This is a genomic window from Micromonospora echinospora, assembly GCF_014203425.1.
Lineage (GTDB): Bacteria > Actinomycetota > Actinomycetes > Mycobacteriales > Micromonosporaceae > Micromonospora > Micromonospora echinospora_A.
This window is the reverse complement of record NZ_JACHJC010000001.1, coordinates 1174763-1198233: the sequence shown is the minus strand read 5'-3', so window position 1 is coordinate 1198233 and position 23471 is coordinate 1174763. Positions and strand designations below refer to the sequence as shown.

General features: G+C 73.4%; 20 protein-coding genes and 1 pseudogene. 6 read left to right on the top strand and 15 right to left on the bottom strand.

The window, feature by feature from the left end:
- Positions 1-137 precede the first annotated feature (137 nt).
- Positions 138-1406 (top strand): PP2C family protein-serine/threonine phosphatase, encoded by a 1269-nt coding sequence (locus FHU28_RS05815; RefSeq protein WP_184681613.1) that lies wholly within the window; start codon positions 138-140, stop codon positions 1404-1406.
- On the opposite strand, the gene FHU28_RS05810 is transcribed toward FHU28_RS05815, so the two are convergent.
- Entirely contained in the window at positions 1386-1727 is a 342-nt protein-coding gene (locus FHU28_RS05810) for an STAS domain-containing protein (protein ID WP_311773524.1), read from the bottom strand. The two genes, FHU28_RS05815 and FHU28_RS05810, sit on opposite strands and share 21 nt — an antisense overlap.
- A 267-nt stretch (positions 1728-1994) precedes the next feature.
- On the opposite strand from FHU28_RS05810, the gene FHU28_RS05805 reads away from it, so the two are divergent.
- Entirely contained in the window at positions 1995-3584 is a 1590-nt protein-coding gene (locus FHU28_RS05805) for a DUF4139 domain-containing protein (protein ID WP_184681608.1), read from the top strand.
- Positions 3585-3654: 70 nt separating this feature from the next.
- On the opposite strand, the gene FHU28_RS05800 is transcribed toward FHU28_RS05805, so the two are convergent.
- The 9 genes from FHU28_RS05800 to kdpF form a co-directional block, all read right to left on the bottom strand.
- On the bottom strand, positions 3655-3924 hold the full coding sequence (locus tag FHU28_RS05800; RefSeq protein ID WP_091414878.1) for a GlsB/YeaQ/YmgE family stress response membrane protein: 270 nt from the start codon (positions 3922-3924) through the stop codon (positions 3655-3657).
- Between the two features lie 109 nt (positions 3925-4033).
- Positions 4034-4912, bottom strand: a complete 879-nt coding sequence (locus FHU28_RS05795; protein ID WP_260413304.1) for an ion transporter — start codon at positions 4910-4912, stop codon at positions 4034-4036.
- 179 nt (positions 4913-5091) lie between these two features.
- Positions 5092-6198, bottom strand: coding sequence for a magnesium and cobalt transport protein CorA (locus FHU28_RS05790; protein WP_184681606.1), 1107 nt, complete (start codon positions 6196-6198; stop codon positions 5092-5094).
- A gap of 58 nt (positions 6199-6256) precedes the next feature.
- Entirely contained in the window at positions 6257-6937 is a 681-nt protein-coding gene (locus tag FHU28_RS05785) for a response regulator (protein ID WP_030503484.1), read from the bottom strand.
- The gene (locus FHU28_RS05780) at positions 6934-9480 is read right to left on the bottom strand and encodes a sensor histidine kinase (RefSeq protein ID WP_184681603.1); all 2547 of its coding nucleotides are present in this window, start codon (positions 9478-9480) and stop codon (positions 6934-6936) included. The genes FHU28_RS05785 and FHU28_RS05780 overlap by 4 nt, the downstream gene beginning before the upstream one ends.
- 80 nt (positions 9481-9560) lie before the next feature.
- Positions 9561-10442, bottom strand: a complete 882-nt coding sequence (locus FHU28_RS05775) for a potassium-transporting ATPase subunit C (protein ID WP_184681600.1) — start codon at positions 10440-10442, stop codon at positions 9561-9563.
- The gene (kdpB, locus tag FHU28_RS05770) at positions 10442-12634 is read right to left on the bottom strand and encodes a potassium-transporting ATPase subunit KdpB (RefSeq protein ID WP_184681598.1); all 2193 of its coding nucleotides are present in this window, start codon (positions 12632-12634) and stop codon (positions 10442-10444) included. Before kdpB ends, FHU28_RS05775 begins: the two co-directional genes overlap by 1 nt.
- Before the next feature lie 20 nt (positions 12635-12654).
- Positions 12655-14310 (bottom strand): potassium-transporting ATPase subunit KdpA, encoded by a 1656-nt coding sequence (gene kdpA / locus FHU28_RS05765; RefSeq protein ID WP_184681596.1) that lies wholly within the window; start codon positions 14308-14310, stop codon positions 12655-12657.
- The gene (gene kdpF, locus FHU28_RS05760) at positions 14310-14399 is read right to left on the bottom strand and encodes a K(+)-transporting ATPase subunit F (RefSeq protein ID WP_036343797.1); all 90 of its coding nucleotides are present in this window, start codon (positions 14397-14399) and stop codon (positions 14310-14312) included. The genes kdpA and kdpF overlap by 1 nt, the downstream gene beginning before the upstream one ends.
- A 287-nt stretch (positions 14400-14686) precedes the next feature.
- On the opposite strand from kdpF, the gene FHU28_RS05755 reads away from it, so the two are divergent.
- Positions 14687-17920, top strand: a complete 3234-nt coding sequence (locus tag FHU28_RS05755; RefSeq protein WP_184681594.1) for an ATP-binding protein — start codon at positions 14687-14689, stop codon at positions 17918-17920.
- On the opposite strand, the gene FHU28_RS05750 is transcribed toward FHU28_RS05755, so the two are convergent.
- The 3 genes and pseudogenes from FHU28_RS05750 to FHU28_RS05740 all read right to left on the bottom strand — a co-directional run.
- A complete protein-coding gene (locus FHU28_RS05750; RefSeq protein WP_184681592.1) occupies positions 17862-18656 on the bottom strand; it encodes an ABC transporter permease in 795 nt (264 codons plus the stop codon). The two genes, FHU28_RS05755 and FHU28_RS05750, sit on opposite strands and share 59 nt — an antisense overlap.
- Positions 18653-19606, bottom strand: a complete 954-nt coding sequence (locus tag FHU28_RS05745) for an ATP-binding cassette domain-containing protein (RefSeq protein ID WP_184681591.1) — start codon at positions 19604-19606, stop codon at positions 18653-18655. The genes FHU28_RS05750 and FHU28_RS05745 overlap by 4 nt, the downstream gene beginning before the upstream one ends.
- A gap of 75 nt (positions 19607-19681) precedes the next feature.
- A pseudogene (locus FHU28_RS05740) lies at positions 19682-20056 on the bottom strand (ANTAR domain-containing protein); the annotation flags it as partial.
- Between the two features lie 185 nt (positions 20057-20241).
- On the opposite strand from FHU28_RS05740, the gene FHU28_RS05735 reads away from it, so the two are divergent.
- Positions 20242-20952 carry a GAF and ANTAR domain-containing protein gene (locus tag FHU28_RS05735; RefSeq protein ID WP_116503672.1) on the top strand — a complete coding sequence of 237 codons (711 nt, stop codon included), beginning with the start codon at positions 20242-20244 and terminating at the stop codon, positions 20950-20952.
- An 8-nt stretch (positions 20953-20960) separates the two neighbouring features.
- Here the strand turns inward: FHU28_RS05735 and FHU28_RS05730 are convergent, their stop codons facing one another.
- Entirely contained in the window at positions 20961-21179 is a 219-nt protein-coding gene (locus tag FHU28_RS05730) for a hypothetical protein (RefSeq protein WP_073825840.1), read from the bottom strand.
- 83 nt (positions 21180-21262) lie between these two features.
- On the opposite strand from FHU28_RS05730, the gene FHU28_RS05725 reads away from it, so the two are divergent.
- Together FHU28_RS05725 and FHU28_RS05720 are read left to right on the top strand one after the other, a co-directional pair.
- Complete coding sequence (locus tag FHU28_RS05725) at positions 21263-22018, top strand: class I SAM-dependent methyltransferase (protein WP_184681589.1); 756 nt, start codon at positions 21263-21265, stop codon at positions 22016-22018.
- Positions 22019-22055: 37 nt separating this feature from the next.
- Positions 22056-22481: an ATP-binding protein gene (locus FHU28_RS05720; RefSeq protein WP_184681587.1), complete on the top strand. Its 426-nt coding sequence runs from the start codon at positions 22056-22058 to the stop codon at positions 22479-22481.
- Between the two features lie 27 nt (positions 22482-22508).
- On the opposite strand, the gene FHU28_RS05715 is transcribed toward FHU28_RS05720, so the two are convergent.
- Positions 22509-23357 (bottom strand): DUF3152 domain-containing protein, encoded by an 849-nt coding sequence (locus FHU28_RS05715; protein WP_311773523.1) that lies wholly within the window; start codon positions 23355-23357, stop codon positions 22509-22511.
- Positions 23358-23471 lie beyond the last annotated feature (114 nt).

Below are 23471 nucleotides of genomic sequence, written 5' to 3'. Positions count from 1 at the left end.
CCCGAGCACCCGCCCGCTTCTGCCACTATTCGGTAGTTGCCAAGCATATGCAATAGGGAACCGTCGACGGCGGAGACCCTCCGGGCCGGGCGTCCGCTCGTGAGGCGGCCGTGCGGCGCGATGAATATGCTCAGGGGGTGGAGGACAGCGAGCAGGCGGTGCTGGCCGGGATGTTGCAGTCGGCCGAGAACGCCGCCCCGGTGCAGGCGGTCGAGGCCGTCACCGGCGTCATCGCCACGGCGCTGAACGCGCTCGGCGTCTCGCTGCTGATCGCCGACCTCAGCGGCCGTGCGCTGGTCCGGCTGACCCACCAGCCGAACGGCGGCGGTAACGGCCGGCGCCACGGCGAGGAGGACGCCGAGGTCCTCCCGTTCGACGGCGGGCCCTACGAACGCGCCCTGCGTCAGCAGGCCCCCGAGGTCATCGCCGGCGACGGCACGTGGACCGTGCTGGCGCCGGTCACCGACCGTGGTGAGGCGATCGGCCTGCTGGAGGTCGACCTGCCCGACGAGCCGGACAGTGACGCGGTGAACTCGATCGCCCGTACCGCGCACGCGCTGGCGTTCGTGGTCATCGCCAACCGCAGGCACACGGACCTGTTCGAGTGGGGACAGCGCACCACCCCGTTCAGCCTCTCCGCCGAGATCCAGCGCCGCCTGCTGCCCGCCTCGTTCACCTGCGAGGCCGGCGCCTTCGCGCTCTCCGGCTGGCTGGAACCCGCCGCGAGCGTCGGCGGCGACACCTTCGACTACAGCCTCGCCCGGGATCTGCTGCACCTCAGCGTCACCGACGCGATGGGCCACGGCGTGGCGAGCGCGCTCACCGCCACCCTCGGCGTGGGCAGCCTGCGCAACACCCGCCGGCGCGGCGCCGGCCTCGTCACCCAGGCCGAGGAGGCCAACCGGGCCGTCGCGGAGCACGCGAACGTACGCGGCGCCTACATCACCGCCGTGCTGGGCCGCATCGACCTGACCACGGGGCGCTGCGAACTGCTGAACGCCGGGCACGTCCCGCCGATGCTGGTCCGGGACGGCCGGGTCGTCCCCGTGGAGCTGCCGGGCAACTTCCCGTTCGGGATGTTCCTCGGCGAGAGCTACCGCATCGGAGAGCTGGCCCTGCTGCCCGGCGACCGGCTGGTGGTGGTCACCGACGGCATGCGCGAACGCAACGCCGCCGACCTGGACCTGCCCGGGGCGCTGCTCCGCCTCACCCACCTGCATCCCCGCGAGGCGGTCCGGGCGCTGTCCGACGCGGTGCTGGAGATCGCCGGCCCGGCTCTGAGCGACGACGCCACGCTGCTCGTCGTCGACTGGTACGGCGGTCACGGGCCACGGCGCAGCACCGCCGGCGCCGACAACGCCCGCGTCAGCCCGGACGAGGAGCCCTCAGCGCACCGCCGCCTCTGATCCGTCCTCGGCGGCCCGCACCGTGTCGAAGAGCGGGATGACGCGGTCCACCGAGGTGATCGAGAAGACGTTGCGGATCGACTGGCGGACGACCGCCAGACCGAGCCAGCCGTCGCGCTCCTGCAGGCTCTTGTAGACGAGCACGAGTGCGCCCAGGCCGCTGGAGTCCACGAACCCGACCTGGGTCAGGTCGACGACCACCGTCCGCGCACCGGTCTCCACCACCTCGAGCAGCCGGTCACGCAACTGCGGCGAGCTGGCCATGTCCAGATCACCGGCGACCTCGATCACCGGGCCGACACGCCCCTGTCTGGTCGTCACCGAGAACTCCACCACTCCCCCTCAACCGCGCGCCCGTCGCTACCCGACACCGTGCCAGAAATCGGCCCTGATCGCCTCCCGTGGGCTCACGTCGGCTCGGCGGCCTCCCCGCGAAGTGGTGGAGGACACTTCGGCGCCGATCGAGCCGGATCACGATCCGCGTCCCCGCTGCCGTTCACCGAGCGCGAGCCGGCGACGCTCGCCGTCGACCAGCGGATGCACCTTCGGCAGCCCCGTCGTGGGCGCGGCTGAACTACCCTCGCCGCCGTGGACACTCTGGAGATCGATGCGCCAGTCGTCGGCGTGACCGTCTACCCGGACCGCGCCCGGGTCACCCGCCGCGGCCGTCTCCGGCTGGCCGCCGGCGACCATCGGGTACGCGTCGCTCCGCTCCCGCCGGGCCTGCGCCGGGACTCGATCCGGGTGGGTGGCCGGGGCGCGGTGACGGTGCTCGGGGTGGACGTGGCGGCGTGGCGGCAGGCGCGCAGCACCGACGCCCAGGTCGTCGAGCTGGAACGGCGGCGCCGTGAACTGGCCGACGAGCTGACCGAGGTCGGGGACACCGACGCGATCGAGGAACAGCGCGGCGAGTTCCTCACCCGGCTGGCCGAGCGGGCCGGTGGCACGTACGCCCGGGCGCTGGCCGCGGGCGACGCGGCCCCGGCCGACGTGGCGGCCTTCACCGACTCGGTGTCCGGGCAGCTCGCCGAGTCCCGGGCCCGGCGGCGCGGGCTGGCCCGGCGGCGCACCGAGCTGGCGGAGGAGCTGGCCGCTGTCGACCGCGAGCTGGAGGCGGCGCGCGGCAAGCGGGCGCCGGACCGGCTGGCCGCCGAGGTGTCCGTCTCCGTCGACGCCGACGACACCGAGGTGGAGCTGGAGCTGAGCTATCTGGTCGACGGCGCCCGCTGGACGCCCTCCTACGACCTGCGGCTGGTCGAGGACACCATGACGGTCACCTGGTTCGGGCTGGTCAGCCAGGGCACTGGCGAGGACTGGCCGGAGTGCGAACTTCTGCTCTCCACCGCCCGCCCGGCGGCGGCAAGCGGCGTACCCGAACTGTCGCCCTGGTATCTCGACCGGCTCCGCCCGCAGCCGCCGATGGCCGCGTCGGCCGCGTCGTTCGGCGGTATGCCGCCGCCCCCGGCGCCCGGCTCGGCGCCGGCGGGCCGGGCCGGCGCGGCGCGGTCCGCGGCGCCCCGACCGGCGGTGCGGGAGAGCGTCGCCGAGGTCGAGCAGGGCGTCACGGCGGCGACGTACCGGCCCGCCCGGCCGGTGGCGGTGCCGGCCGACGGCAGCGCGCACCGGGTGACAGTCGCGGCGCTGGAGCTGCCGGCCCGGCTGGACCACGTGAGCGTGCCGGTACGCGCCGCCGAGGCGCACCTGCGGGCCACCGTCCGCAACACGTCGGACCACACGCTGCTGCCCGGCCCGGCGTCGGTGTTCCACGGCGCGGACTTCGTGGCGGCGACGCGGCTGCCGACGTGGGCGCCGGGCGAGGAGACCGAGCTGGCGCTCGGTGTGGACGACCGGGTACGGGTGGAGCGGAAGCTGCACCGGCGCACCGAGAGCAAGGCGACGCTCGGGTCGACGCGGCGCCGGGAGGTGGAGTACCGGATCACGGTGGCGAACCACACGCCCCGCCCGGCGACTGTCGAGGTCCGGGACCAGATGCCGGTGTCCCGGGACGAGGCCGTGGCGGTACGCGAGACGGCGCTGACGCCGCCGCCCGCCGAGCGTACGGAGCTGGGCGAGCTGACCTGGCGGCTGTCGCTCGCGCCGGGCGAGAGCGGCGAGATCGCGCTGGGCTTCCGGGTGGAGCTGGCCAAGGGCGTCGAGCTGACCGGTTGGCGGGAGTAGCCGCAGGCGCGCGTTAAGAAGGGCCCCTTCTTATGCAGAATGCGTTAAGAAGGGGCCCTTCCTTCGGTCCTCAGACGCGGCGACGACCGTACAGGCCGGCGAAGACGGCGACGCCGATGGCGGCGAAGGCCACCTGGAGCGCCAGCTCGATCCAGTCGATGCCGGCGGTGTCGTCGACGCCGAACGCGCCGGCGACCAGGGTGCCGACGAACGCGGCGACCACACCGATGAGCAGGGTCAGCCAGATCGGGATGTTCTGCTTGCCCGGCACCACCAGGCGCCCGAGCGCGCCGATGACGAGGCCGATGATGAGCGCGGTGAAGAAGCCCGTGATCTCCACGAGAGGCGTCCCTTCCCTCAGATGTGTTGGCGCCTCGGTGGTTGCCCCGATCAACCGCCCGGCCAAACGTGCGGGCGGCTTTCGTCACGAAACTGTCATGACCTGCCGGTCAGTGGTCCGAGGGCTGGCGGCGGCGCGGCGCGCCGGGCGGCTCCTCACGTTCGATGCGCAGTTCCCGCTCCAGCTCGGCGATGACCATGCGCAGGTCGTCCAGGCGCTGGCTGATCGCGATCCGGTCCACCTCGTCGGGTATCCCGTCGCCGTCGGAGTCGTAGTCCGGTGCCAGCCCTTCGGTCATCTCCAGCCGGCGCGCCTCCTCCATCGAGTTGACGATGACCGCGATGAGGATGTTCAGCAGCAGGTTGACAGCGATCATCACGAAACTGACGTAGTAGAGCAGCGTCCACGGCGACACGGCCAGGCCCTGTTCCAGCAGGTCCGGCAGCGTCTCCAGGGACAGCAGCACGAACAGCGTGACGAGGGAACGACCGATGTCGCCGTACTGCTCGGGATAGCGGTCGCCGAAGATCAGCCAGCCGGCCATGCCGTACACGTAGAGCGTGACGGCGGCGAGCGCGAGGAACCCGGCGACGCCGGGCAGGCTGCGCCACAGCGCCGCGACGATGGTCCGCAGGCCGGGCGAGAAGCGGACCAGGCGCAGCACCCGGGCGACGCGGATGAACCGCAGCACCGCTGAGTCGCCGTGCAGCCCCGGGACGAAGATGGCAGCGGTCACCAGCAGGTCGAAGACGTTCCAGCCGTGCCGGAAGAAATCCTGCGGGCGGCGGCCGTAGGCGAGCACCCGGATGGTGATCTCCACGACGAAGGCCGCCCGGAACATCAGCTCCGTCCACCGCAGCACCGGCCCGGCGGCGCCCAGGTTCGGGTACGTCTCGATGCCCAGCACCACGCCGTTGGCCATGATGAGCACCACGATGGCCACCTCGAACGGCCGGGACGCGACGATCCGGGCACAGTGGCCCGCCAGTCCCCGCCGCCCCGGGCCCGCCCGGCGTCCACCGCGCGGGGCCGGGACCGTGTCCCCGATCAGCGCCTACCTCCACGACACGAGGTCCGGGCAACGTACGGACGACAGGGGGTAGTCACCCGGACACTTTAGTGGATCACCACCGGCGTACGGTCACGGCGAGGCGCGGCCGGTCCGGCTCACAGCCAGCCGCGGCGCTTGAACAGCAGGTAGAGCGCGCCGCAGACGGCGAGCATCAGGGCGAGCGCGAACAGGTAGCCGTACCGCCAGCCCAGCTCCGGCATGTGGCCGAAGTTCATCCCGTAGACGGTGCCGATCAGGGTCGGCGCGAACAGGATGGCCGCCCAGGCGGAGACCCGCTTGATCTCCTCGTTCTGCTCGAAGCTGGCGGCGGTCAGGCTACGCATCTCCTCGTTCTGCGCCTGCGAGACCAGCGTGGCGTTGACGGTGAGGATGTTCTGGAGCAGGTGCCGGAACGCGTCCACCCGCTCCACCACCTGGGTCAGGTGGTCGGCCACGTCGCGCATCCGGCGGCGCAGTTCCTCGTCCGTGCCGTACCTGTCGAAGCCGTGTGTCAGCTCGTCCACGACCTTCAGCAGCGGGCGGGCGGCCCGCTGGAACTGGATCACCTCGCGGCTCAGCTCGTAGATGCGGCGGCTGGCGTTCGGGTCGCCGCCGAACACCTCGGTCTCGATCTCGTCGATGTCGTTCTCCAGCCCGGCCACCACCGGCGCGTAGCCGTCCACGACCCGGTCGAGCACGGCGTAGAGCACTGCCTCCGGGCCGAACGCGAGCACGTTCGGCTCGGCCTCCAGCCGCCGTCGTACCTCGGCCAGGTCGGGCGTGCCGCCGTGCCGCACGGTGATCACGAATCCCGGCCCGAGGAACAGGTGCAGTTCGGCGAACTCGACAGCGTCCCGCTCGTCCAGGTAGCGGGCGGCGCGCAGCACCACGAACAGGGTGTCGCCGTACCGTTCCAGCTTCGGGCGCTGATGGGCGTTGATGGCGTCCTCGACGGCCAGGTCGGGGAGCTGGAACTCGGCGGCGAGCGAGCCGATCTGCTCGCGGTCCGGCCGGAGCAGCCCGATCCAGGCCATCGCGTCGTCGAGCTGCTGCAGGCAGCGGTACGTGTCGGCGAGGCTCACAGGCGACGCCCGGCGTGCCCCGTCGACGTAGACGCCGCTGTCGACCAGCCCGTCGGGGCGCTCCGGCTCCGCCGCGCCGGCGTCGATGGCGTGCTCGTCCAGCCGCCGGCCGAACCCCTCCGAGGACCGGTTTCCCGCCATGCCCCTCCCCCGCTGCCCGACCGGCTCGCCGAGTCCCCCGCGGACGCGGTCGCAAACGTCAGGGGCGGTAGCGGTAGCCCATCCCGGGCTCGGTGATCAGGTGCCGGGGCCGGGCCGGGTCGTCCTCCAGCTTGCGCCGCAACTGGGCCATGTACTGCCGCAGGTAGTTCGTCTCCTGGTGGTACTCCGGCCCCCACACGTCGTGCAGCAGCTGACGCTGGCTGACCAGCTTGCCCGGGTTGCGCAGCAGCTTCTCCAGCATGGCCCACTGGGTGGGGGTGAGCTTGACCTCGACGCCGTCGTCCCGGGTGACGGTCCGGTCGGCCAGGTCGACGGTGTTGCGGCCGATCCGCAGCGCGGGCACGGCGGGCGTGGCGGGCGCGAGCCGCCGGGTCACCGCGCGGATGCGGGCGAGCAGCTCGTCGACCCCGAACGGCTTGGTGACGTAGTCGTCGGCGCCCGCGTCGAGCGCGGCCACCTTGTCCTCGCTGCCGGCCCGGCCGGAGAGCACGATGATCGGCACGCCGGTCCAGCCGCGCAGGCCCCGGATGACCTCGGTGCCGTCCAGGTCGGGCAGGCCCAGGTCGAGCACCACCAGGTCCGGCGGGTGCCCGGCGGCGGCCTTGAGCGCGGCGGCGCCGCTGTCGGCCACCTCGACGTCGTAGCCCCGGGCACGCAGGTTGATCCGCAGGGCGCGCAGGATCTGCGGCTCGTCGTCGACGACCAGGATGCGGGTCATTCCTGCGGCCCTTCCGGGTGCGGGGCGGCCGGCAGCCGCAACACCATGGTGAGCCCGCCGCCGGGCGTGGTCTCCGGGGTGATGCTGCCACCCATCGCCTCGGCGAGACCCCGGGACAGTGCCAGCCCGAGGCCCACGCCGGTCTGGTTGTCCCGGTCGCCGAGGCGCTGGAACGGCAGGAAGACGTGCTCCCACTGGTCCTCCGGGATGCCCGGTCCGGTGTCGACCACCCGCAGCTCGACCTGCCCGGCGTGCGCGCTGCCGGTGATCGTCGGCGGCCGGCCGGGCGGGCTGTGCCGCAGCGCGTTCGACACCACGTTGACCAGCACGCGCTCCAGCAGGCCCGGGTCGGCCAGCGCCGCCGGCAGGTCGGCCGGGATGTCCGTGGCGACCTCGGCCGCCGCCGCGCCCAGCTCGTCAAGCGCCCGGGGTACGGCGTCCTCCAGCCCGATCGCGGTGGTGGTGACGCCGAGCGCGCCGGCCTGCAGGCGGCTCATGTCGAGCAGATTCGCCACCAGCCGGCCCAGCCGGTCCAGCGACTCGTCCGCGGTGGCCAGCAGCTCCTCCCGGTCGTCCGGGTCGAACTCGACGTCGTGGCTGCGCAGGCTGCTCACCGCGGCCTTGGCCGATGCCAGCGGCGTACGCAGGTCGTGGCTGACCGCCGCGAGCAGCGCGGTACGCATCCGGTCGGCGGCTGCCAGCGGGCGGGCGGTGGCGGCCTCCTCGGCCAGCCGCTCCTGGCGCAGCGCGACGGCGGCCTGCGCGGCGAACGCCTCGACCACCCGGCGGTCCGCCGCCTCCAGCCGCCGGCCGGCGAGCACCACGCTGAGCCGGTCGTCGACCGGCACCACCGTCTCGCCCGCGCTCGGGCTGCCCGGGGGCCGCTCCCCGACACTCGCCACCACCCGCCAGGCGCCTTCCTCCCGGGAGCGGGCCGGCCGCCCCTCGGCCTCGGCGGTCAGTTCGAGCACGCTCACCGCGCGCAGCCCGAACGTCTCCCGCAGCCGGTCCAGCAGGGCGGGCAGCGGCCGCTCGCCGCGCAGCACGCTGCCCGCGACGGTGGCCAGCGTCTGCGCGTCGGCGGAGGCCCGCGCCGCCTCCCGGGTACGCCGGGCCGCGACGTCGACCACCCAGCTCACCGCGATGGCGACGCCGACGAACACGCCGAGGGCGAGCAGGTTGTCCGCCTCGGCGATGGTCAGCGTCCGGTACGGCGGTGTGAAGAACCAGTTGAGCAGCAGCGAGCCGCCGAGCGCGGCGACCAGCGCGGGCCACAGCCCGCCGACCAGCGCCACGCCCACCACTCCGGCGAGGAACAGCAGGATGTCGTTCGTCAGCGTGAGGTCGGGCAGCGTCCGCAGCAGCAGCGTGAGCAGCGGCATGCCGAGCGCCGCGAGCGCGTACCCGACCAGCCGGCGCCTCCGGGACAGCGCGGCGGGCACCGCCCCCGCCCGGCGCCCGCGCCCCGCCTGCGGGTGGGTGACCAGGTGCACGTCGATCGGGCCGGAGAGCGCGGTGGTGGTCACCCCGACGCCCCTGGCGAACACCTGCGCGAACCGGCCCCGGCGGCTCGCGCCGAGCACGAGCTGGGTGGCGTTGACGCCCCGGGCGAAGTCGAGCAGCGCGGCCGGGATGTCGGCGCCGAGCACCTGGTGGTACGTGCCGCCGAGGCTCTCCACCAGCACCCGCTGCCGGGCCAGTTGGGCCGGGTCGGCGCCGGCCAGCCCGTCGCTGCGGGCGACGTGCACGGCGAGCAGGTCGGCGCCCTTGCTGCGGGCGGCGATCCGGGCGGCCCGGCGGATCAGCGTCTCGCCCTCCGGGCCGCCGGTCAGCGCGACGACCACCCGTTCCCGCGCCTCCCAGGTGTCGGAGATGCCCTGCTGGGCGCGGTACGCGTCGAGCTGCTCGTCGACCTTGTCGGCCAGCCAGAGCAGCGCCAGCTCGCGCAGCGCGGTGAGGTTGCCGACCCGGAAGTAGTTGCCGAGCGCGGCGTCGATCTTGTCGGGCCGGTAGATGTTGCCGTGCGCCATCCGGCGGCGCAGCGCCTCCGGCGTCATGTCCACCAGCTCGACCTGCTCGGCGGCCCGGACCACCTGGTCCGGCACGGTCTCCCGCTGGGTGGTGCCGGTGATCTGCGCGACCACGTCGTTGAGCGACTCCAGGTGCTGCACGTTGACGGTGGAGAGCACGCTGATCCCGGCGTCGAGCAGCTCCTGCACGTCCTGCCAGCGCTTGTCGTGCCGGGAGCCGGGCACGTTCGTGTGGGCCAACTCGTCCACCACGACGACCTCGGGCCACCGGGCCAGCACCGCGTCCAGGTCCATCTCGGTGAACTCGACGCCCCGGTAGGTCATCGACCGGCGCGGCACCACCTCCAGGTCGCCGATCATCTCGGCGGTGTGCCGGCGGCCGTGCGTCTCGACCAGGCCGATCACCACGTCGGTGCCGCGTTCGGCCCGCCGCCGGGCCTCTTCGAGCACGGCGTACGTCTTGCCGACGCCCGGGGCGGCCCCGAGATAGATCCGCAGTTCACCCCTGCCCACAACCCCATCCTCCCTGAGTGCAAGGAAGGGCCCCCTGTTAACGCCTCGCGAGGTGAAGGGGGCCCTTCTTAACACTTCCGTCAGCGCGCCGGGAACGCCTCGTCGAGCGCGAGGTTGAGTTCCAGCACGTTCACGCCGGGCTCGCCCATGAAGCCCAGCGCCCGGCCGGTGGTGTGCTCGGCGACCAGCCGCCGTACCGCCGCCGGGTCCGCGCCGCGCTCCCGCGCCACCCGGGCCACCTGGATCCGGGCGTACGCCGGGGAGATGTGCGGGTCGAGGCCGCTGCCGCCGGCGGTGACCGCGTCGGCCGGCACGGCGGGCCGCGCCGGGGCGTCCCCGCGGACCGGGGTGACGATGCCGCCCTCGGCCACGTAGTCGTGGCCGGGCCGCGCCGCCTCCACCAGTACGCCCTGCCAGGTGGTGACGAACGGCCTCGCGGGCGCGGCCTGGTTGACGCTCACCACGCGGGTGATCCGGCCGGTGAGCCCGTCGGCGCGGAACACGGCGAGCACCGCGCCCACCCCGTCCGGCGTGCAGTACGGGCGCCGCCCGTCCACGCCGTCCAGTTCGCCGACTGCCTTGCTACGCGCGCAGACCTGGGTGAGCAGGCTCTGCGCCGAGGTCTCCTCGTCGCCGGTGAGCGTGTCCACCACGCTCTCCGGGCCGAGGTTGCCGGCCGCGGTGGCGGTCGGGTCGTAGCCGTCCCCGGCGGCCGACGGACGGGACTGGAAGTAGCGCGGGACCGGGTTGCCGTCCGCGTCGGTGAACGACTGGCCGATCAGGGAACTGCCGACGGTCCGGCCGTCGACTGTGAGCAGTGAGCCGTCGGCCTTGCCGTCGAGGCCGGGGAGCCGGCCGACGGCGACCAGGGCGAGCGGGTAGAGAAGGCCGAGCAGCACGGTGAAGACGAGTACCGCGCGCAGGGCGGCCAGGTGCTGGGAGAGCCAACCGGGAAGGCGCATCACGAGATCCTCGGGACGAACTGGACGAGCAGGTCGATGAGCTTGATGCCGACGAACGGCACCACGATGCCGCCGAGGCCGTAGAGCCACAGGTTGCGGCGCAGCAGCGCGGACGCGCTGGCCGGGCGGTAACGCACGCCGCGCAGGGCCAGCGGGATCAGCGCCACGATGACTGTCGCGTTGAAGACGACGGCGGAGAGGATCGCCGACTCGGGGCTGGCCAGCCGCATGATGTTGAGCTGGTCCAGCGACGGGTAGATGCCGGCGAACATGGCCGGGATGATCGCGAAGTACTTCGCGATGTCGTTGGCGATGCTGAACGTCGTCAACGCGCCCCTGGTGATCAGCAACTGCTTGCCGATCTCCACGATCTCGATCAGCTTGGTCGGGTCGGAGTCGAGGTCGACCATGTTGCCGGCCTCCTTCGCGGCCGACGTGCCGGTGTTCATGGCCACGCCGACGTCCGCCTGGGCCAGCGCGGGCGCGTCGTTGGTGCCGTCGCCGGTCATCGCGACCAGCCGGCCGCCCTCCTGTTCCTTGCGGATCAGGGCGAGCTTGTCCTCCGGCGTGGCCTCGGCGAGGAAGTCGTCCACGCCCGCCTCGTCGGCGATGGCCTTCGCGGTACGCGGGTTGTCGCCGGTGATCATCACGGTCCGGATGCCCATCCGGCGCATCTCGTCGAAGCGCTCCCGCATCCCGGCCTTCACCACGTCCTTGAGGTGGATGACGCCGAGCGCCCGGGCCGGTTCGCCGGCCACGTGCTCGGCCACCACGAGCGGCGTGCCGCCGGTGCCGCTGATCGCGTCGACCAGTTCACCGACCTGCTCGGTCGGGTGGCCGCCGTGCTCGCGTACCCACTTCATCACCGCGGCGGCGGCGCCCTTGCGGATCTGCCTGACGTCGCCGTCGGCGTCCAGGTCGACGCCGCTCATCCGGGTCTGCGCGGTGAACGGCACGAACGTGGCGTGCGGGATCACGCCGGGCTCGCGCTCGCGCAGCCCGTACTCGTTCTTCCCGAGCACCACCACCGAGCGACCCTCGGGGGTCTCGTCGGCCAGGCTGGACAGTTGCGCCGCGTCGGCGAGCGTGGCCGCGTCCACACCGGTCACCGGCAGGAACTCGGCGGCCTGCCGGTTGCCCAGCGTGATCGTGCCGGTCTTGTCCAGCAGCAGCGTGTTGACGTCGCCCGCCGCCTCGACCGCCCGGCCGCTCATCGCCAGCACGTTGCGCTGCACGAGCCGGTCCATGCCGGCGATGCCGATCGCGGACAGCAGCGCGCCGATGGTGGTCGGGATGAGGCAGACCAGCAGCGAGACCAGGACGACGCCGGTGACGCCGGAGTCGGTGATCGCGGCGGTGTCAGGCGCGGCGGCCTGGTACCCCTTGGCGAAGATGGCCATGGGCTGGAGCGTGACGACGGCGAGCAGGAAGACGATCGTCAGCGCGGCCAGCAGGATGTTCAGCGCGATCTCGTTCGGCGTCTTCTGCCGGTTGGCGCCCTCGACCAGCGCGATCATGCGGTCGATGAAGCTCTCGCCCGGCTTCTGGGTGATCTGCACGACGATCCGGTCGGAGAGCACCCGGGTGCCGCCGGTGACGGCGCTGCGGTCGCCGCCGGACTCCCGGATCACCGGCGCGGACTCGCCGGTGATCGCCGACTCGTCGACGCTGGCGATGCCCTCGACCACGTCGCCGTCACCGGGGATGACCTGCCCGGCCTCGACGATGACGATGTCGCCCTGGCGCAGTTGCGGCGCGGGTACCGCCTCGTCTCGGTACGCGTTCGCGGCGGCGCCCGGCGTCCAGCCGACCAGGCGGGTGGCGATGGTGTCCTGCTTGGCCCGGCGCAGCGTGTCGGCCTGCGCCTTGCCGCGCCCTTCGGCGACCGCCTCGGCCAGGTTCGCGAAGAGCACGGTGAGCCAGAGCCAGACGGTGATCGCGACCGCGAACACCGACGGGTCGGTCACCGAGAGCACTGTGGTGAACAACGCGCCGATCTCGACGATCAGCATCACCGGGTTGCGCCACAGCGTGCGCGGGTCGAGCTTGCGCAGCGCGTCCGGCAGCGACCGGAGCAATTGGCGAGGGTCGAGCAACCCGCCGCCGACCCGGTCGTCCCGGCGGTCGGGCGTGCCGGGTGCCGCGGTGTCGCCGGTGACCGGCGCGTCGGCGGTCTGGAGAGGTGCTGTCATGTCCTTGTCTCTCATGGTGGTCACAGCCCTTCGGCCAGCGGGCCGAGCGCGAGCGCGGGAAGGAACGTGAGCGCGACGAGGACCACGGTGACGCCGACGACCATGCCGACGAACAGCGGCCGGTGGGTCGGCAGGGTGCCCTCGGAGGCGGGTGTGGGTTGCTGGCGGGCGAGCGAGCCGGCCAGCGCGAGCACGAAGATGATCGGCAGGAACCGGCCGAGCAGCATGCAGAGCCCGAGCGCGATGTTCCACCACTGCGTGTTCACGGTGATGCCGGCGAACGCGGAGCCGTTGTTGTTGCTGGCCGAGGTGAACGCGTAGAGCACTTCGGACAGTCCGTGCGGCCCGACGTTGAGCGTTGTCGAGTCGTTGCCGGTGGCGAACGCGGCGGCGGTGCCGGCGAGCACCAGCGCCGGGGTGATCAGGAAGTACATCGAGGCGAACTTGATCTCGCGCGAGCCGATCTTCTTGCCCAGGTACTCGGGCGTACGCCCGACCATCAGGCCGGCCACGAACACCGTGATCACGGCGAGGATCAGCAGCCCGTACAGGCCGGCGCCGACGCCGCCGGGCGCGACCTCGCCGAGCATCATGTTGCCCAGCGTCATCATGCCGCCCAGAGCGGTGTACGAGTCGTGGAACGAGTTGACCGCGCCGGTCGAGGTGAGCGTGGTGGCCGCCGCGAACGTGGCCGAGTTGGACACGTCGAAGCGCACCTCCTTGCCCTCCAGCGCCGCGCCGACGGCCTGCGGCACCGTGCCGTGGCCGGCCAGCTCGAACACGTTGGTGAGGGTGATGCTGGCAAGCGCGAGGATCGCCATCACCGCGGCGATCGCGTAGCCCTGCCGCTTCTGCCCCACCATCCGGCCGAAGACCCGCGGCAGGCTGAACGGGATCACCAGGATCAGGAAGATCTCCAGCCAGTTCGTCCACGCGGTCGGGTTCTCGAACGGGTGGGCGCTGTTGGCGTTGTAGAAGCCGCCGCCGTTTGTGCCCAGCTCCTTGATGACCTCCTGACCGGCCACCGGCCCGCCGGTGATCGTCTGGGCGCCGCCGGTCAGCGTGGTCACGTCGGTGCCGCCGGACAGGTTCTGCACCACGCCGCCGAGCATCAGCGCGAGCGCGCCGAGCACCGCGATCGGCAGCAGGATCCGCAGCGTGACCCGGGTCAGGTCGACCCAGAAGTTGCCCAGCTCGCCGGTGCGGCTGCGGGCGAAGCCCCGGACCAGCGCCACCGCGACGGCGATGCCGACCGCGGCCGAGACGAAGTTCTGCACCGCCAGGCCGGCCATCTGCACCAGGTGGCCCATCGTCGACTCACCCGAGTACCACTGCCAGTTCGTGTTGGTCACGAACGACACAGCGGTGTTCCAGGCACCGTGCGGCACCACCGGTTCGAAGCCCAGCGAGAGCCACAGGTGGTTCTGCAGACGCTGGAACGCGTACAGGAACAGCAGGGACACCGCCGAGAAGGCCAGCACCGAGCGGGCGTACACGCCCCAGGTCTGCTCGGCGGCCGGGTTGACCCCGACCAGGCGGTAGATCCCCCGCTCGAGGAGGGACGACCGGGTTCCGGCGACCACCCGGTACATGTGGTCGCCGAACGGCCGGTGCACGGCGACGAGCGCCGCCACCAGCGACAGGACGAAGAGCACGCCGGCTGTCGTCATGCTCATCAGAAGCGCTCCGGGAACAGCAGGGCGACGACCAGGAACACGCCCAGCCCGATCGCCAGCACCAAGCCGACGGCGTTGACGGCGCTCACAGCTTCTCCACACCCCTCACCACGAGGGCGAGCGCCGCGAACAGCCCCACCGTCAGCAACACGAACAGCACGTCAGACACGGCTGATCTCTCCTAGCGGAAGATGTCCTCGCGACCGCCTCCCGGTCGCGCCGGGCAATCAAAACGCCAGGTCCGGCGGTACGGACAGGGGCTATAACGCGACCATGACGCGCGGGCGCGGTTTCTTGACGCGCTTTTCACGCCGCCTGCACGAACCGCCCCGGCGCGGGGGCCGTGACGGGCCGGTCCGCCGCCTACGCTGGCCTGGTGGCCACCGAACTGACCCTGCTGTCGGACGTGGTCTGCCGGGGTGTGCCGGTCGGTGGGGCCCGGCTGCGCGGGCTGCTGGCGCTGCTGGCCGGGCGGCTCAGGGCGGGCTGCGGCACCGGTGCGCTGGTCGAGGCGCTCTGGCCGGACGAACCGCCCCGGCACCCGGTGAAGGCGTTGCAGATCCTGGTGTCCCGGGCCCGCGCCGAGCTGGGCGCCGACCTGATCGTGCGAACCGCCACCGGCTACCGGCTGGCGCTCACCGACGCGCAGGTGGACGCGGCGGCGGTGCTGCGGCACGCCACGGCGGCGGCCCGGCACGCGCGGGCGGGCCAGCACGCGGACGCGCTGGCCGAGGCGGAGGCAGGGCTGGCGTACTGGGCCGGTCCGCCGGGCGACGAGCCGGGCGAGGGCGATCCGCTCACCGCGTTGCGCGCGGAGCGGGCGGCCACCTACCGCGCGCTGTCCCGGGCCCGGGCGATCGCGTTGTCCCGGCTCGGCCGGCCTGCGGAGGCGCTGCCCGGGCTCGCCGCGCTGGCCGCCGGGACCCGCCACGACGAGGAGCTGCTGGCCGAACTGCTCCGCTGCGAGGCGGCGGTGACCAGCCGGTCGGCGGCGCTGACCCGGTACGACGACTACCGCCGCTCGCTCCGCGACGAGCTGGGCGCCGACCCCGGGCCGGCGCTGCGCGAGCTGCACCGGGAGTTGCTCGACGGGGAGAGCCGGGTGGCCCGGCCCGGCATCCCGTACGAGCCGAACCCGCTGCTCGGCCGCGACGACGACCTGACCGCCGTGGAGTCCCTGCTGACCCACGCCCGGGTGGTCTCCGTCGTCGGTCCCGGCGGGCTGGGCAAGACCCGGCTCGCGTACGCGGTGGCCCGGCGCGCGCCGCAACGCGCCGTACGTCTGGTGGCGCTCGGCGCGGTCACCGCCGACGGCGACGTGCCGGACGCGGTCGCGGCGGCGCTGGGGGTCGGCGAGCCGGTCGCCGGCCCGGTCGGCGCGCTGCCGGTGCCCGCCGACCCGGTCGCCGCGATAGTGACGGCGCTCGGCGCCGGGCCGGTGCTGCTGGTGCTGGACAACTGCGAGCAGGTGGTCCGGGGCGTCGCCGAGCTGGTGGCGGCGCTGCTGGCGGCGACCCGGGAGCTGCGGGTCCTGACCACCAGCCGCACCCCGCTCGGGTTGACGTCGGAGGCGGTGCACGCGCTGCCCGAACTGCCGCTGGACACGGCCGTGGAGTTGTTCACGCAGCGGGCCCGGGCCGCCCGGCCGGGCGTGGTGCTGCCCGCCGAGCAGGTGGCCGAGGTATGCCGGCACCTGGACGGGATGCCGCTGGCGATCGAGCTGGCCGCGGCCCGGGTCCGGGCGATGAGCGTGCCGGAGCTGGCCCGCCGGCTGGACGACCGGTTCGGGCTGCTGCGCGGCGGCCCACGGGACGCCCCGCCGCGCCACCACACGCTGCACGCGGTGGTCGACTGGAGCTGGAACCTGCTGCGGCCGGAGGGGCGGGCGGCGCTGCGGGCGCTGTCGGTGTTCCCCGACGGCTTCACCACGGCGGCGGCCGACCGGGTGCTGGGCGACGACGCGCTGCCGGTGCTGGAACATCTGGTCGACCAGTCGCTGCTGCGCGTGGAGGAGACGCCGGAGGCGATCCGGTTCCGGATGCTGGAGACGGTGCGGGAGTTCGGCGCGGCCCGCCGGGCCGAGGCCGGCGAGACGGACCGTGTCGCGGCGGCGTTCCTCGCCTGGGCCCGCGAGTTCGGCCTCGGGCAGCACGAGACGCTGCTCGGCCCCGAGCCGTTCACCGCCCTGGCGGCGGTCCGGTCCGAACAGGACAATCTCGTCGCCGCGCTGCGACTGGCCTCGGCCCGGTCGGACGCGCCCACGGTGGTCGGCGTCGCCGCCGCGCTCGCCGCGTTGTGGACACTCGACACCAGCTACACCCGGATGCTCGCGCTGGTGGCCGACACCGACTTCCTGCTGTCCCACTACCGGCCCGCGCCGGAGTTCGTGGCGCCGGCTCGTACCGTAGCCGTGCTCGGCGTGGCGCACACCCTGATGATCGCCGGGCGGCGGGCGACCCGCTCGCTCGTGGTGCTGCGGAGACTGCCGCCGCCCCCGACGGACGACCTGGTCGGCGCGATGGCGACGGTCCTGGGCGCGATCCCCGAGATCGTGGCCGACCCGGCCGCGCTCGCCGCGCTGCGCGCGCATCCGCAGCCGCTGGTCGCCGCGATGGCGAACGGCCTGGCCAGCTACCTGCTGGAGCAGGCCGGGCGGCCGGACGACGCGCTGGACGCGGCGCGGCGGATGCTGGACGCGCTGGCCCACCGGCCGATCCCGTGGCTGCGGGTGCTCGTCCACTCGCGGATCGGCGAGTTGTGCATGCAGACCGAACGCTCGGCGGAGGCCCGGGATCACCTGACCGCCGCGCTGGACCTGCTCGCCGACTCCGGCCCGTGGTGGGACCGGCTCCAGATCCGGTGGAGCCTGGTCCTGGTGAACCTCGGGCTCGGCGACGTCGACGACGCGGAACGCTGGCTGCGGCTGGCCACCGCCGACGCCTGCGACGGCCGGTACGACGCCGCGCCGGCGCAGGACGACCAGTACGGGATGCGGGCGTACGAGCGCGGCATCCGGGCCGAATTCGCGCTGGCCCGGGGCGACGTCGACGCCGGGCTGGCCGGCTGGCGGGAGGCGCTGGACGGGTTGCGGCAGCCGGCGGACCCGCTCATCTGGTCCGGCCCGCCCGGCGACGCGCCGTGGCACCTGGAGATCCGGGCGGCCGCCCTGGCGGCACACGCCCGGCACGGCCGGCTGGACCTGGTGCCGGGGCTCGCCGACGCGCTGCGCCGCAGGAGCGCGGCTCTGCTGGCCGACCCGATCGCCGACGCGCCGGGCTTTCTCGTGCAACTGCCGATCCACGGGTCTCTGCTGCTCGCCGTCGCCCTGGTCGAGCTGGACCGGTCGGGTGGTGCCGGCGACAAGGCTGCCGGCGCCCGGCTCGTCGCGCTCGCCGAGCGCTTCGGCTACCAGCGCAACTTCCAGCCCACCATGTCCTCGGCGGCGGCCCGGCAGGCGGCCTACGACGCGGACCGGGCGGCGTACGACGCCGCTCGCGCGTCGTACGCCGCCCTCGACCACGATGAGCTGCGGCTCGTCGCCGTGGCGGAACTCAGCGGGACGGGTCCCGGTCGTACAGCCGGCGCGCCCACAGGTAGCCCACCAGGCTGATCCCGGCACACCAGGCCACCGCGGCGAGCGCGTCGCCGCCGTCGACCGGACCGGCCAGGAGCAGCCCGCGCAACGTCTCCATGATCGGGGTGAACGGCTGGTGCCCGGCGAACCAGGCGAGCCACCCGGGCATCGAGTCGGTCGGCACGAAACCGCTGCCCAGGAACGGCAGCAGCATCAGCGGCATCGGCAGGTTGCTGGCGCTCTCCACGCTCTTGGGCACCATGCCCAGCGCGACCGACAGCCAGGTGATGGCGAACGCGGTGAGTGTGAGCAGCCCGGCCGCGGCGAGCCACTGCGCCGGGCCGGCATCCGGCCGGAAGCCGACGAGCAGCGCCACGGCGACCACCACCGCCAGCCCGATCAGCGTCTGCGTCACCGCGCCCACGACGTGGCCGGTGAGCACCGCCGCGCGGGCGATGGACATGGTGCGGAACCGGGCCACGATGCCCTCGGTCATGTCCATGGCCACCGAGATCGCGGTGCCCTGCGCCGCGCCGGCCAGGGCGAGCAGCAGGATGCCGGGGGTCACGTAGTCGACGTACGCGGACCGGCCCCCGGCCACGCCGCCGAGCCCGTTGCCGAGCGTGCCGCCGAAGACGTAGACGAACAGCAGCAGGAAGACCACCGGCAGGGCGATCACCACTGCTGTCAGGGACGGATAGCGCACCGCGTGCTTCAGGTTGCGGCGCAGCATCGTCGCCGAGTCGCCGACGGTGTGGGCGAGCGTGCTCATGCGGTCACCTTCTCCTCGGTGCGGTGGCCGGTGAGGGCCAGGAAGACGTCGTCCAGGTCGGGGGTGTGCAGGCTCATCGACTCGACGGCGACGCCGGCCGCGTCGAGCCGGTCGAGCAGGGCCTTCACCCCGCTGACGCCGCCGTCGCCGGGGACCCGCAGCGTGAGGTCGTCGTCGTGCCGGGTGGCCGCCGGGAACAGCCCGGCCGCCGCGGCCAGTTGCGCCGGGTCGGTGAAGTGCAGGCGTACGTGACCGCCGGGCACCAGCCGCTTCAGCTCGGCCGGGCTGCCCTCGGCGACGAGGCGACCGCCGTCGAGCAACGCGACCCGGTCGGCCAGGTGGTCGGCCTCCTCCAGGTACTGAGTGGTCAGGAAGACGGTGGTGCCCTCGGCCACCAACTCCCGCACGATCTGCCACATGGCCCGCCGGCTGCGCGGGTCCAGGCCGGCCGTCGGCTCGTCCAGGAAGATCAGCCGGGGGCGGCCGACAAGCGTCATCGCCAGGTCCAGCCGCCGTTTCATCCCGCCCGAGTACGCCGCCACCGGCTTGTCCGCCGCGTCGGTCAGGTCGAAGCGGGCCAGCAGGTCGTCCACCACCCGCCGTCCCTCGATTCGGCCCAGATGCCGCAGGTCGGTCATCAGCCGCAGGTTCTCCGCGCCGGTGAGCAACGCGTCGACGGCGGAGAACTGGCCGGTCACGCCGATCACGGCGCGTACCCGGTCCGGCTCGGCGGCCAGGTCGTGGCCGGCGACGCGCACGGTTCCGCCGTCCGGTGGGATCAGCGTGGAGAGGATCTGCACTGTGGTGGTCTTGCCGGCGCCGTTCGGGCCGAGCAGGGCGAAGACCGTGGCCTCGGCTACGCGCAGGTCGACGCCGTCGAGCACCACCTGCTTCCGGTACGCCTTGCGCAACCCGGTCGCCTCGACCATCGGTGAGGTTGTCGTCGTCATGCGGCAACCGTGACGGCGGCGGGGATCAGCGCGGTTTCACGGCGGTTTCATGCCTACCGGACAGGGGCGCGGACCTCAGCGCTCGACGGCGCGGGCGACAAGCGCCTCGGCGACGTCGCGCAGTTTGCGGTTGGTGTCCTGGGAGAGCTTGGCGAGCAGGGTGAACGCCTCGTCGGCCGAGCAGCGCCGCTGGCCCATGATGATGCCCTTGGCCTGCTCGATCACGGCCCGGCTGCGCATCGCCTCGCGCATCTGCTGGGCCAGCGTCGAGGTGCTCTCGTAGAGGTGCGCGTTGGCGAGCGCGACGGCCGCGTACGCGGCGAACTCCTCCGCCAGGTCGATCGACGACTGGTCGAAGGCGTGGGCCGAGCTGCCGTAGAGGTTCAGCGCCCCGGTCACCGCCTCCTGGATCGGCAACGCGATCGACAACGAACTGCCCCCGGCGGCTGCTGGCCGAGCACGGTCGCCGCCTGGTCCTGCGCCGGCTCTCGCCTGTGGTCCGACGCGTCCTCGACGTCACCGGCAAGCTTGCCGCGTTCGAGGTCGTCGATCGGCCCGCGCTGCCCGCCGCCCACGACCGGTCGGCACGTCCCGTCGCCCCCACCGGCGCCGCTTCCACGAGGACGTCACAGCTCATGCCGCACGCCCACCCCGACCTCGCCGCCGCCTTGATCAGGCTCGCTCGGATCAAGTACGACGAGGTCGACCTGGACGTGGTGCTGTCGACCATCGCGCAGGTCGCCAAGGACACCCTCCCCGGCACCGCCGAGGTGTCGGTGACCCTGGTCCAGGGCACCCGGGCGCACACCGCCGCGTACACCGGCGAGCTGGCGCTGACCCTCGACGAGTGGCAGTACGCGCACGGCCGCGGTCCGTGCCTGGACGCCGCCACCACCGGCACCGCGATGCTGGTGCCCGACATGTCGGCGGAGAGCCGCTGGCCGGAGTGGGCGGCCCGGGCGCACGGGGCGGGTGCGGCCAGCTCGCTGTCGGTCGGCCTGCCCATCCAGGAGGCGATGGTCGGCGCGCTGAACATCTACGGCGCGGCGCCCGGTGTCCTGGACGAGCAGGTCGAACTGGCGCAGACGCTGGCCGGATACGCCGCCATCGCGCTGGCGAACGTCCACCTCTACGAGAGCACCGCGACGCTGGCTCAGCAGATGCAGGAGGCCATGCAGAGCCGGGCCGTGATCGAACAGGCCAAGGGCATCATCATGGGTCAGCGGCGCTGCTCGGCCGACGAGGCGTTCGCCATCCTGGCCCGGGTGTCGCAGGACTCCAACCGCAAGCTGCGTGAGGTCGCCGAGTCACTTGTGCACCGCGCGGTGCACGGCCCTCGCGACTGACCGCCCGCTCAGCGGGGCATCGCCCGCCAGCCGGAGCCACTCGCGCGCCACGCCCCCGCCAGGATGCTCGCCGAGCCACGGCTCGGGCACTGCTGGATCTTGGACCGGCCGGACGCCCCGCCGATCTGTGCCTGGACCTGCCACTGGCTTCCGTCGGTGCAGATGTAGACGTCACGCCGTCCGCGAGGGTTGTTGACGCCGTTCCACCAGTGTTCCTCGACCACCATGTCGTGACCGTACCGCAGGAGACCCGGAGCAGCACAGACGCAAATCGGTTGCCGCCGTCGGCCGGGCGGCGCACGCTCCCCGAATGACAGCACCGGACCTGCCGCGCAGCTTCACCATCCGCGAGGGCGACCTGCGGATCCTCAACCCGTTCGACGACGTCAAGCTGGCCACGCTGGGCCGCGCGATCCGGCTGCGACCGGGCGACGAGCTGCTGGATCTGTGCAGCGGCAAGGGCGAGCTGCTCTGCACCTGGGCCCGCGACCACGGGGTCACCGGCACCGGCGTCGACATCAGCAGCGCCTTCACCGCCGCCGCCCGGGAACGCGCCTCGGAACTGGGCGTGGCCGAGCACGTACGGTTCGTGCACGGCGACGCGGCGGCGTACTCACCGGAGCGGCCGGTCGACGTGGCGGCCTGTGTCGGGGCGACCTGGATCGGCGACGGGGTGCCGGGCACGCTGGAACTGCTCGACCGGGCGCTGCGGCCCGGCGGCATGGCGCTGGTCGGCGAGCCCTACTGGCGGCGGGACCCGCCGGACGAGGAGGCGGTCACCGGCTCGCACGCCCGGTCCCGGGACGAGTTCCACGACCTGCCCGGCCTGGTGCGGCTCTTCGGCGAGTGCGGCTGGGACCTGGTCGAGATGGTCCTCGCCGACCAGGACAGCTGGGACCGGTACGCGGCCGCGCACTGGCTGAACCTGCGCCGCTGGCTGGACGCCAATCCGGACGACGAACTGGCCCCGGAGCTGCGGCGGGAGCTGACCGAGGACCCGCTGCGGTACCTCCGCTTCCAGCGCGAGTACATGGGGTGGGGAGTGTTCGCGCTGTTGCGACGGTGACTGCTTAACGAACGGCTACGCAGGGTAAAGCCAGATCATGGGACAGTTGCGCACCTCGCCGCCGCCGCCACAGGCCTCGGAGCTGGAGCGGTGGGTGCTCGACTCCCCGGAGGATCTGCGCGTCCTGCGCGCCTCGCTGCGCGACGCGCTGAACCGGCACGGCCTGGTGCAGGGTGAGGACCTGGACGAGGTGCCGCACCTGGTCGTGCTGGTCGCCACCGAACTGGCCAGCAACGCGCTGCGGCACGGCCGCCCGCCCACCATCATCACGCTGCTCACCACCGACGACCGGTTCCTGCTCGACGTGGCCGACCACGACGTCAGCTCGGTGCCGGAGCTGACCGACATCAGCCCGACGGACTCGGGCGGGCGCGGACTGTTCCTGGCCCAGTCGGTCTCGCTCGACGTCGGCTGGTACGCCACCGGGTCCACCAAGAACATCTGGGCCGCGTTCTCCCGCTGACGGCCGGGGCGGCCGCCTGGCGAGGGCTCAGCGGTCGCCGGCCGGGATCGGGTCGTCGTACTGGCCGGGCGGCCCGGCGAGCGGTTCGCCGTCCACGATCGGCCACGGGTTCGGCGTGCACCCGTGCAGCCCGAGCGTCTGCTGCACCATCACCGGCGCCGGACCGCCGGCCCGGGGGCAGCGCTCGTGTCCCCGGCCCAGCCGGTGGCCGACCTCGTGGTTGAGCAGGTACTGCCGGTAGCGGTCGAGGTCGGTGACGTGCGGCACCCCGTACACCCAGCGGGCCACGTTGATCACCACCTGGTCGCCGTTGCGGCAGGACGTGTATCTGTCGCTCGGGTCGCCGCAGAGCCGCCCCCGGGTCACCGGCGTGGTGAGCAGCACTGTGAAGTCGGCCCTGTCGTCGCGGCCCACCCGTTGCAGCCGCCACCGGCCGTCGCCGGTCCAGCCCCGCCGGTCGGCGAGCGTCGCCGCGACCTCGCGGGCGAAGCGTTCCACGTCCACGTTGCGGATGCCGTCCTCGACGGCGACCCGGTAGCGCAGCAGTTCGCCGGAGCGCCCGGCCACCGCGCCGACGGTGTCGGCGGTGCGGAACGCGCCGCTGCCCCGGGGCGGGTAGCCGATGCCGGGGGCCACCCGTCCGGCCGCCGGGACCGGCGTCGGCACCGCCGTCGGCGAGGGACGCGCGTCCGGCGCGGGCGCGCTCGGCGCCGCCGCCTGCACGGTCCGCCGCACGTCGACGCGGTCCAGCAGGTCCGCGTGCCGGGCCGCGTACCCGCCGGCGGCGAGCACGGCCCCGACCAGGACCACCGCCAGGATCCGCCCGGATCGCGGCCTCCGCCGTCGCCGGTGCAGCCCTCGGTCACGCCCGCCCACGTCGGTCTCCGTCCGTCGCCCCCACCCGCTCGGGCAGGAGTACGGACGCCGGGCCGGGAAGGTTGAACGGGCGGGCCGGGTACCGTCGGGTGTCGGGGTGAGCGAGAGGCCGCC

Coding starts and splice junctions, on each gene's coding strand:
- kdpB (WP_184681598.1), bottom strand. CDS start 12,634: ATGACAGCACCTCTCCAGACCGCCGACGCGCCGGTCACCGGCGACACC.
- kdpA (WP_184681596.1), bottom strand. CDS start 14,310: ATGAGCATGACGACAGCCGGCGTGCTCTTCGTCCTGTCGCTGGTGGCG.
- FHU28_RS05790 (WP_184681606.1), bottom strand. CDS start 6,198: ATGGCGGGAAACCGGTCCTCGGAGGGGTTCGGCCGGCGGCTGGACGAG.
- FHU28_RS05785 (WP_030503484.1), bottom strand. CDS start 6,937: ATGACCCGCATCCTGGTCGTCGACGACGAGCCGCAGATCCTGCGCGCC.
- FHU28_RS05725 (WP_184681589.1), top strand. CDS start 21,263: ATGACAGCACCGGACCTGCCGCGCAGCTTCACCATCCGCGAGGGCGAC.
- FHU28_RS05720 (WP_184681587.1), top strand. CDS start 22,056: ATGGGACAGTTGCGCACCTCGCCGCCGCCGCCACAGGCCTCGGAGCTG.
- FHU28_RS05745 (WP_184681591.1), bottom strand. CDS start 19,606: ATGACGACGACAACCTCACCGATGGTCGAGGCGACCGGGTTGCGCAAG.
- FHU28_RS05775 (WP_184681600.1), bottom strand. CDS start 10,442: ATGCGCCTTCCCGGTTGGCTCTCCCAGCACCTGGCCGCCCTGCGCGCG.
- FHU28_RS05730 (WP_073825840.1), bottom strand. CDS start 21,179: ATGGTGGTCGAGGAACACTGGTGGAACGGCGTCAACAACCCTCGCGGA.
- FHU28_RS05735 (WP_116503672.1), top strand. CDS start 20,242: ATGCCGCACGCCCACCCCGACCTCGCCGCCGCCTTGATCAGGCTCGCT.
- FHU28_RS05750 (WP_184681592.1), bottom strand. CDS start 18,656: ATGAGCACGCTCGCCCACACCGTCGGCGACTCGGCGACGATGCTGCGC.